Source organism: Mesobacillus sp., assembly GCF_047739415.1.
Lineage (GTDB): Bacteria > Bacillota > Bacilli > Bacillales > Cytobacillaceae > Mesobacillus.
Genome location: NZ_JBIQOE010000189.1, coordinates 1 through 6949, shown reverse-complemented (window position 1 = coordinate 6949; position 6949 = coordinate 1). Strand labels below are relative to the sequence as shown.

Annotated in this window: 11 protein-coding genes and 1 pseudogene; 8 read left to right on the top strand and 4 right to left on the bottom strand. The window is 40.5% G+C overall.

Annotated features, from left to right (window positions below; genetic code table 11):
• Positions 1 to 442 (top strand): DUF3221 domain-containing protein (locus tag ACH0QE_RS15100; protein ID WP_415801418.1); only part of this gene is annotated, 442 nt, incomplete at its 5' end.
• 180 nt (positions 443 to 622) lie between these two features.
• Here ACH0QE_RS15100 and ACH0QE_RS15095 read toward each other — a convergent pair.
• Both ACH0QE_RS15095 and ACH0QE_RS15090 read right to left on the bottom strand, forming a co-directional pair.
• A complete protein-coding gene (locus ACH0QE_RS15095) occupies positions 623 to 1549 on the bottom strand; it encodes an LCP family protein (protein ID WP_415801417.1) in 927 nt (308 codons plus the stop codon).
• Positions 1550 to 1715: 166 nt separating this feature from the next.
• Positions 1716 to 2471 carry a DUF3891 family protein gene (locus tag ACH0QE_RS15090; protein ID WP_415801416.1) on the bottom strand — a complete coding sequence of 252 codons (756 nt, stop codon included), beginning with the start codon at positions 2469 to 2471 and terminating at the stop codon, positions 1716 to 1718.
• A 110-nt stretch (positions 2472 to 2581) separates the two neighbouring features.
• Between ACH0QE_RS15090 and ACH0QE_RS15085 the strand changes: the two genes are divergently transcribed.
• Positions 2582 to 2890: a DUF3817 domain-containing protein gene (locus ACH0QE_RS15085; protein WP_415801415.1), complete on the top strand. Its 309-nt coding sequence runs from the start codon at positions 2582 to 2584 to the stop codon at positions 2888 to 2890.
• Positions 2890 to 3156: a DUF1450 domain-containing protein gene (locus ACH0QE_RS15080; protein WP_415801414.1), complete on the top strand. Its 267-nt coding sequence runs from the start codon at positions 2890 to 2892 to the stop codon at positions 3154 to 3156. Before ACH0QE_RS15085 ends, ACH0QE_RS15080 begins: the two co-directional genes overlap by 1 nt.
• 39 nt (positions 3157 to 3195) lie before the next feature.
• On the opposite strand, the gene ACH0QE_RS15075 is transcribed toward ACH0QE_RS15080, so the two are convergent.
• Positions 3196 to 3381, bottom strand: a complete 186-nt coding sequence (locus ACH0QE_RS15075) for a hypothetical protein (RefSeq protein WP_415801413.1) — start codon at positions 3379 to 3381, stop codon at positions 3196 to 3198.
• Between the two features lie 18 nt (positions 3382 to 3399).
• Positions 3400 to 3555: a hypothetical protein gene (locus ACH0QE_RS15070; RefSeq protein ID WP_415801412.1), complete on the bottom strand. Its 156-nt coding sequence runs from the start codon at positions 3553 to 3555 to the stop codon at positions 3400 to 3402.
• A 114-nt stretch (positions 3556 to 3669) separates the two neighbouring features.
• On the opposite strand from ACH0QE_RS15070, the gene ACH0QE_RS15065 reads away from it, so the two are divergent.
• From ACH0QE_RS15065 to ACH0QE_RS15045, 5 genes and pseudogenes are all read left to right on the top strand, one after another.
• A complete protein-coding gene (locus tag ACH0QE_RS15065; RefSeq protein ID WP_415801411.1) occupies positions 3670 to 4023 on the top strand; it encodes a hypothetical protein in 354 nt (117 codons plus the stop codon).
• Positions 4024 to 4234: 211 nt separating this feature from the next.
• On the top strand, positions 4235 to 4747 hold the full coding sequence (locus ACH0QE_RS15060; protein WP_415801410.1) for a cell wall hydrolase: 513 nt from the start codon (positions 4235 to 4237) through the stop codon (positions 4745 to 4747).
• Between the two features lie 162 nt (positions 4748 to 4909).
• Positions 4910 to 5692: an SGNH/GDSL hydrolase family protein gene (locus tag ACH0QE_RS15055; protein ID WP_415801409.1), complete on the top strand. Its 783-nt coding sequence runs from the start codon at positions 4910 to 4912 to the stop codon at positions 5690 to 5692.
• A 12-nt stretch (positions 5693 to 5704) separates the two neighbouring features.
• Positions 5705 to 6616, top strand: coding sequence for an ABC transporter ATP-binding protein (locus tag ACH0QE_RS15050; RefSeq protein ID WP_415801408.1), 912 nt, complete (start codon positions 5705 to 5707; stop codon positions 6614 to 6616).
• A pseudogene (locus tag ACH0QE_RS15045) lies at positions 6609 to 6949 on the top strand (ABC transporter permease); the annotation flags it as partial. The gene ACH0QE_RS15050 and the pseudogene ACH0QE_RS15045, both read left to right, overlap by 8 nt.

The window sequence follows — 6949 nt, the reverse complement described above, 5'->3', positions numbered from 1 at the left end:
CATTGCATCATGTAATCGCCCAAACGCCATAAAGTACAACTTAAAGGTGTTTATAAATGGAGGGAAGCGAGAAATTAGCTGGAAGGATTGTGACGAGAGCCAAGATGGGGTGAAGTTTACAAAGATTGCAAATTACATTATCGGGCAATCTGAGCAGAAACAAACGGAAAAACCTGAAGTAATCGTTCAAGGCTATGTGCTAGAACGGAGGAACAACAGCCTGTTAATTGGAGAAGAATTAAATAAGCTGGATTATGAATGGATGAAAGACGAAATAAAGCAGATGGACATGAATTCATTTATATTTGATTTTACCGAATTAGAAGGAGTTCCTATTGAAGAGTACCAACTTGGTGATAAAATCCGAGCAACGATAGACGGTGGCATCAGCGGTTCGAAGCCAGGAAGAGCCAAAGTGAAAGAAATTAAAAAAATAAATTAGAGGAAATGTAATGTTAGGGATTTATCATTTAAATTGGTGTTGTTTTCGGACTTTGGACATACTTCTTACACAGTCCCGCCAACTATACATTAGTGAACGAAGTTTATAAGAAATGATTTTAATAGACTAATTAAATGCCTTGCTCCCACCACACAGAGCAAGGCATTTTTCAAAGGATGACTAATTTGAATCACTCTCCAAAAAATCTTCAAGTGCATCCTTATTTTGATCAAAATCCACTTCCAACACTTCACCAATTCCGTCTAGGCGTGTATTTTCAAAACTTCCATCTTGCGGGATCCGTATTGTTTGCATTTCTCGGCCTGCATTAGTCAACACGTCTTTTCCGATGGCTAAAAGTGTGGGGGAGTCGATATTTGTATCAATGTTAGTATGTAAAAGGTCCAGCATTTCAGGTAACTTGGTTACGCTATTAAGACTTACAGCTTCGTCTTTTAATTTGGAAATCACTTCTTGCTGTCGCTGGACTCGTCCGAAATCACTTAGGCGATCCTGGCGGAAACGGACGTATCCTAATAGTTCTTTGCCATGCAGTTGTTGTGTGCCTTCCTCTATTGTCATGCCAATACCCTCTGACATCTGATAGGGGACGTCTACTTCTATTCCTTCAGGAACGAGGAGGTCTACTGCTTTCTCAAAACCTTTAAAATCAACGATGGCATAATTATGGATGCTCAACCCGAAATTGATTTTTATCGTTTGCCTCAGTAATTCAGTTCCACCAAGGGAATAGGCTGCATTTAATTTTTGCTTTCCATATCCAGGGATGGAGACATACATATCCCGCATTAGTGAAATAAGTTTTACATTGTTAGATTGTGGGTTGTAATGTGCGACCATGATTGTATCCGTTCGGGCATTCTTTTCCCCGCGTGAGTCACTTCCTAGTAAAAGAACGTTCACTTCCTCTTTAGCAACCTTCTCTCCTTGAAACGAATCTGCTTCAGCTTTTTTAAATGGTTGGTTTATTGCTTTATAAGTTCCTTCTATGTACTGAAATATCGTAACCAGACCAACCATAAAGATTCCAAGTATCATCAGGGCCAATATTACTCGTGGCCATCTCACTTTTCTTCTTACTTCCATTTTAACACCACCAACACCTATTCAATCTTTATAGTGAAGTAGTCATTATCCCATAGTTAGATTTCAATTTTTGGGCGTTTTCATTACATTTGTTTAAAATTCTCCTGACAGATCGATTAGATGATGTAACAAAAAATCCGCTCAGCGATGTTCTCCGGGCGGATTTTCAGACAAATGTAACGTCTCTCCAACAGACAGGACTATCCTGATAAGCTGCAGCCAATCCATTTTCTTTGATGAGTTTTTTATCAACAGCTTTATAGGGCAGTCTGACATGGAGTTTTTTCTTGGAGGGCGAAATTGACAGTGACACTGTTTCTTGATCAAGCCACTCTGCATGGATGTGTTGGTTATTGGCGAACGAAAATTTCTGTGGAAAGCCTTCTCGGTAAAAATAGTGCTCTTGTTCTTTTAGCGTTCCGGGGTCATTCAGGCAAATATACAATGACAAATTATCGCAGAATTTTAATAGATTTAAATGGAAAGATAACAACTCGACTTTTTCGATTCCTAATTCCTTTAGCAACTTCTGCTGTCTTTGTTTTTCCGCGATCCAAAAATTCTTCCCGATCGTGCTTGTTGCATCTTTCAGGAATGATGCGTAGTGAAGGCTGCACAGGAGGCCGGCGTATGGATCCATTTGGACGATTGCGTCGATTCCTTTTGTATAAAAGGCAAGCTTCGGCCGTCCCGGATAATCCATAAAGGAGTAGGGCTGCTGAGTTTGTTCATTCCATAAAGGTTCCTCGTCTGGTTCAATCCAGCATCTGTCGTGTTCCCGTACAGCGAGAACTACCGAATCTTTCTTGTCTATTCCGGGAAAATATTCATCTCTCCAACATTGTGCTGCGTCCCGCGAAACCATGGCATGGTCATGCTGGGCAACCATCACAAATTCACTTTCCCGCTCTTGGATAATCATGTTTATTCCCCCCTTTCTATTATAGTCGGTCTGCTATGTGCTAGATTTTAGTATTTTTAGTTACTCTTAAAAAATGTTATAATTTCTTGGTTAGGAAGTAGGTGTTAAGTATGCAAAATACAGCTATCAGCCGGTTTCGTTTAATGGGTTTGTTTGAGGGTGGATCGTTGTTGATCCTGGTGTTCATTGGGATGCCGCTTAAGTATTGGGCTGGTTTTCCAGAGGCTGTTCGGTTCGTAGGTTCTTTGCACGGTTTTTTATTTGTTTTATATGTGCTTATGATTATATATACGACATTAAAGGTTAGATGGTCGTTTTTATGGGCAGTTAGTGCATTTGCAGTTGCGTTCATTCCTTTTGGCAACATGGTTTTGGATCGCTTTTTAGAGCGGACTTTTTCAGTAAAGGAAGTTTCATAATGAATATGATCCAGAAGCTTTTTTCCAAACAAAAGAAAGCAAAGATTGAATTCTGCCAGCGGAATTTGGAGCAGTTTTTACAGGAAGAAAATTATGCTGCCTATAATCAATTCTTAAGCCGGAAAAATGTAGAGCATAAGGAATTCGAATGCCAGAGCAGGTGCAAGGACTGCAGGATGTCTCCATATGCAATGGTCAATGGCGATTTTGTAACTGCAGAGAATTCTGATGAGTTGCTTAAGAAAATGGCTGAATATATAGACTGAAAAAGCATCGATTACGATGCTTTTTTGCTTGCTTAAGACTTATTGGCTATCAGATGGACCATTTCCGCCTGGAAAAATGAAAGACTTGTCGTGCAGGGCCTGGTCTTGTTCAATTCGGTGATTTTCAGAATCAAGTTTCGGGTCACCGGTTCCTTTTTTTCTATCCATATAAAAAGCAAGGGGAACCAATACAATTAACGGGGAAAACAGTGCTAACCAAAGCATGTTCATTTCTCCTTTCGTTTATAACCAGTCAATATACAGATTTAAAATAAAAACCACAATAACAACAAGAGAAATAATATTGATCAATATAGAAAAGCGATCTTTTTCGGTTTTCTTGCCAACTTCTTCCCGATATTTCTGTTGGATTTTTCTCCTTTGAAAATTTGACTTCATAAAGAGTAGCCCCTAGTGGTTTTCTTAATTTTAACATAAATATCCAAATGGTGGCATTGAAGTTGTAAAATTCCTGTCTAAAACATATTTGTGTTATAGAAGGAGTTGGTGAGAGTGAATATTGAGATGCAAAAAGCCAACCTGCTGGCGGAAAACATCAAGGGTTTTGCGGATTTTGTCCAGAAATGTTATAAAAGTAAGTCTGGATTGATTTTGAACCATGATAAGCTGTATCAAGTCAAGCTCTGGGTGGAGGAGTATAAGTTTTATCAGCTCGCTGAGGAGCTTGCGAGAATCAATATGTTTGAGTGGGATGAAAAATACACATTATTATTGGTGGAGCGGTTTTTGAAAGGTCTGCGGATCATTGATGATTATGTTGAACATTATCATTCAGACTTGTTTATCCTGACAGCGAGAATTCACACACTTAGAAATTTGAGTGCACTTTTTTCGATAACAAATTGATTTTTGCTTTATAAATGGAGACACTTTTTGATGTTAAATTTGTAACAAAGATTACGAATGAGCATTATTACGTAATAATATATACAGTTTTTACCCAAGCTGGTATGAAGTTTAAAATTAACCCAATGATTCACTAGTGTGCTATGATTGTAAACCTGTTAGCCTAATATAGGGCCTGTTCAGTCTAATAAACAAAAACAGGAGGTTTACAATGAAAAAAATTATTATGTTAGTTGCCATCCTTACTTTAGTGATTGGTTCATATACAGTCTTTGCCGAAACGACGAAGAGCAATCAAGATGCGGAAACATTGAAAACGAAGAAAGTTGATGTTGATACGAAGGAGTCTTCGGTCACTGATAAACGCTTCATTAAAGAAGAAGAAGTAAGGCTTCTTGCCCGCCTGGTCCATGCGGAAGCAAAAGGTGAGCCTTATGAAGGCAAGGTTGCCGTTGCCGAAGTGGTCCTTAACCGAGTAGAGCACGAACAATTTCCTGATACAGTAAAAGAAGTCATTTATCAAAGAAATGCATTCCAGCCGGTCCAGAATGGTGCGATCAATAAACCGGCAGGTGAAGAAGCAATCAAAGCAGTTGAAGATGCCCTTGAAAATGAAAATAATATTGATAGTCTTTACTTCTATAATCCAGAGACTGCGACAAGCCAGTGGATCTTTACTAGAGATGTCGTTAAAACAATCGGAAAACATGCATTTGCCATCTAAAAGCGCGTACAGCATATAAAGCTGCGCGCTTTTTTGCGTTTATAGGGTAAGTTTGCGAAATTCTTACGATAATCCAGCACATCGCCACAGTATTATCATTTTTATTCCGTTCGAAGTTATTATAAAATAAAGCTTACCAATTAGTGGAACGAGGGTGGTCAGGTGAAAAAGTATTCGGTTAGGTTAACACTGATTTTTTCAGTGCTCTCATTAATATTAATGCTGTTCGGTCTTGGATGGACGATTCAGAATCAATTTTTCAGCAACGGGGCGTCTGGAGCAATTGAGCAGGCTAAGCCAATTGAAGATGTATTAACCGAAAAAGATGGTAAGGTGGTTGTGGCTCTTGGAGATTCGCTGACTCGTGGAACCGGGGATGATACAGGAAAAGGCTATATCGGTTATCTTGTTGATGAGCTTGAAGAGAAATCTAAAGAAAAAATCACAATACATAACTTCGGTGTTAAAGGTTACCGTTCAAACCAGCTATTAGACCAGCTGAAGCAAGGGGAAATCCAGAGGAAGATCCAGAGTGCTGACTACATCCTCATTACGATAGGCGGCAATGACTTGTTCCAGAGCGGCCAAACATTTTTGCAAATGGATGAGCAGAAAATCGCTCAGGCGAAGGAAAGTTATTTGAAAAACCTGGAAGCCATTTTAAAAGAAGTGAGGACTATGAACGACTCGGCTGTTGTTTTTCATATTGGCCTGTATAATCCGTTCATTGATCTGAATGATTCCGAGCTGACAACAAAAATCGTTCGAGATTGGAATTATGATGCGAATCAGCTGCTTGACCAGAATGAAAAGGCGGTTTATGTGCCGACATTTGACTTATTCCAGCTTAGTGTAAACGATTATTTGTACACAGATAAATTCCACCCTAACGCTGAAGGCTACAGGCTGATCGCTGAACGGGTCGCTTCATTGATTACATGGTAAGGGGGGAGAACGATGAGTGAGATTACGCTTTCTGTTAAAGGACTGAAAAAGACGATTGGTAAAAAAGAGATCATCAAAGGCATTGACTTTGATTTAAAAAGAGGCGAAGTGTTTGGCTTTCTTGGTCCAAACGGCGCTGGTAAAACTACGACCATCAGGATGCTGGTAGGTTTGATCAAACCTAGTTCAGGCACAATCGAAATCGGCGGCTACAATGTCAGGAAGAATTTTACGAAGGCAATGTCGCAAATGGGCTGTATTGTTGAAAATCCCGAGCTGTATTCGTATTTGACGGGATGGGAAAATCTCGAGCATTTTGCGAGGATGCTGCCTGAAGTGGACCGGGGGCATATGAATTATGTGGTGGAACTTGTGCGATTGGATGAACGGATTCATGATCGTGTCAGTACGTATTCGCTTGGGATGCGGCAGCGTCTTGGGATTGCTCAGGCTTTGCTGGGAAAGCCAAAGGTCCTGATTTTGGACGAGCCGACAAACGGACTGGATCCGATGGGGATAAGGGAGATGCGGAATTTCATTCGTTATTTGGCCGAAGAAGAAGGATTGACTGTGTTGGTATCGAGCCATTTGCTCAGCGAAATACAGCTGATGTGTGACCGGGTTGCGATCATTTCTAAAGGTTCGGTCATTAAAGTTGACTATGTTGAAAATCTTTTGGCACTCCAGGAAAAAGTCATCTGGCATGCCGAACCGCGTGATACTGCGAAAGAGATTCTGGGTGGAGTGACGACGGTTTCGGATGGAGCAGATGGAGCTTTGGTTACTCCTTATTTAGAAAATGAAAGTGCTATATGGAACCAGATGCTGGTGGAAAAGGGAGTCCGGGTAAATGAAATGAACAGAAAATTGCCTGCACTTGAAGACCTTTTCCTTGAACTGACTGGGGGTGAGACGATTGATTAACCTCGTCAGGAATGAGATGTTGAAAATCGTCCGCAAAAAAAGAATCCTTATCGTTGCGGGGATCATCGCGGTGCTTGTCGCGCTTTTTACATATTCTCAATACAGGGAAATTGAAAGAAGGCTAGAGCGATTTGGGGATGTTGATTGGCGGACGACATTGCAGCAGCAAATCATTGATACACAGAACCGGATCACAAGCAGCGGTATTTCAGACGAGTGGAAAAGCGAGCTGCAGCTTCGCATCCAGCAACAACAATACTACCTTGATAACAATGTGAATCCCATGGAACCGGGTGCACCTAGTTTTGCCCGTGTTTTCGCGGAGCATTCGAT

Excerpts from the sequence above, each read along its gene's own strand:
- ACH0QE_RS15095 (WP_415801417.1), bottom strand. The coding sequence starts at position 1,549 with ATGGAAGTAAGAAGAAAAGTGAGATGGCCACGAGTAATATTGGCCCTG.
- ACH0QE_RS15090 (WP_415801416.1), bottom strand. The coding sequence starts at position 2,471 with ATGATTATCCAAGAGCGGGAAAGTGAATTTGTGATGGTTGCCCAGCAT.
- ACH0QE_RS15085 (WP_415801415.1), top strand. The coding sequence starts at position 2,582 with ATGCAAAATACAGCTATCAGCCGGTTTCGTTTAATGGGTTTGTTTGAG.
- ACH0QE_RS15080 (WP_415801414.1), top strand. The coding sequence starts at position 2,890 with ATGAATATGATCCAGAAGCTTTTTTCCAAACAAAAGAAAGCAAAGATT.
- ACH0QE_RS15075 (WP_415801413.1), bottom strand. The coding sequence starts at position 3,381 with ATGCTTTGGTTAGCACTGTTTTCCCCGTTAATTGTATTGGTTCCCCTT.
- ACH0QE_RS15070 (WP_415801412.1), bottom strand. The coding sequence starts at position 3,555 with ATGAAGTCAAATTTTCAAAGGAGAAAAATCCAACAGAAATATCGGGAA.
- ACH0QE_RS15060 (WP_415801410.1), top strand. The coding sequence starts at position 4,235 with ATGAAAAAAATTATTATGTTAGTTGCCATCCTTACTTTAGTGATTGGT.
- ACH0QE_RS15050 (WP_415801408.1), top strand. The coding sequence starts at position 5,705 with ATGAGTGAGATTACGCTTTCTGTTAAAGGACTGAAAAAGACGATTGGT.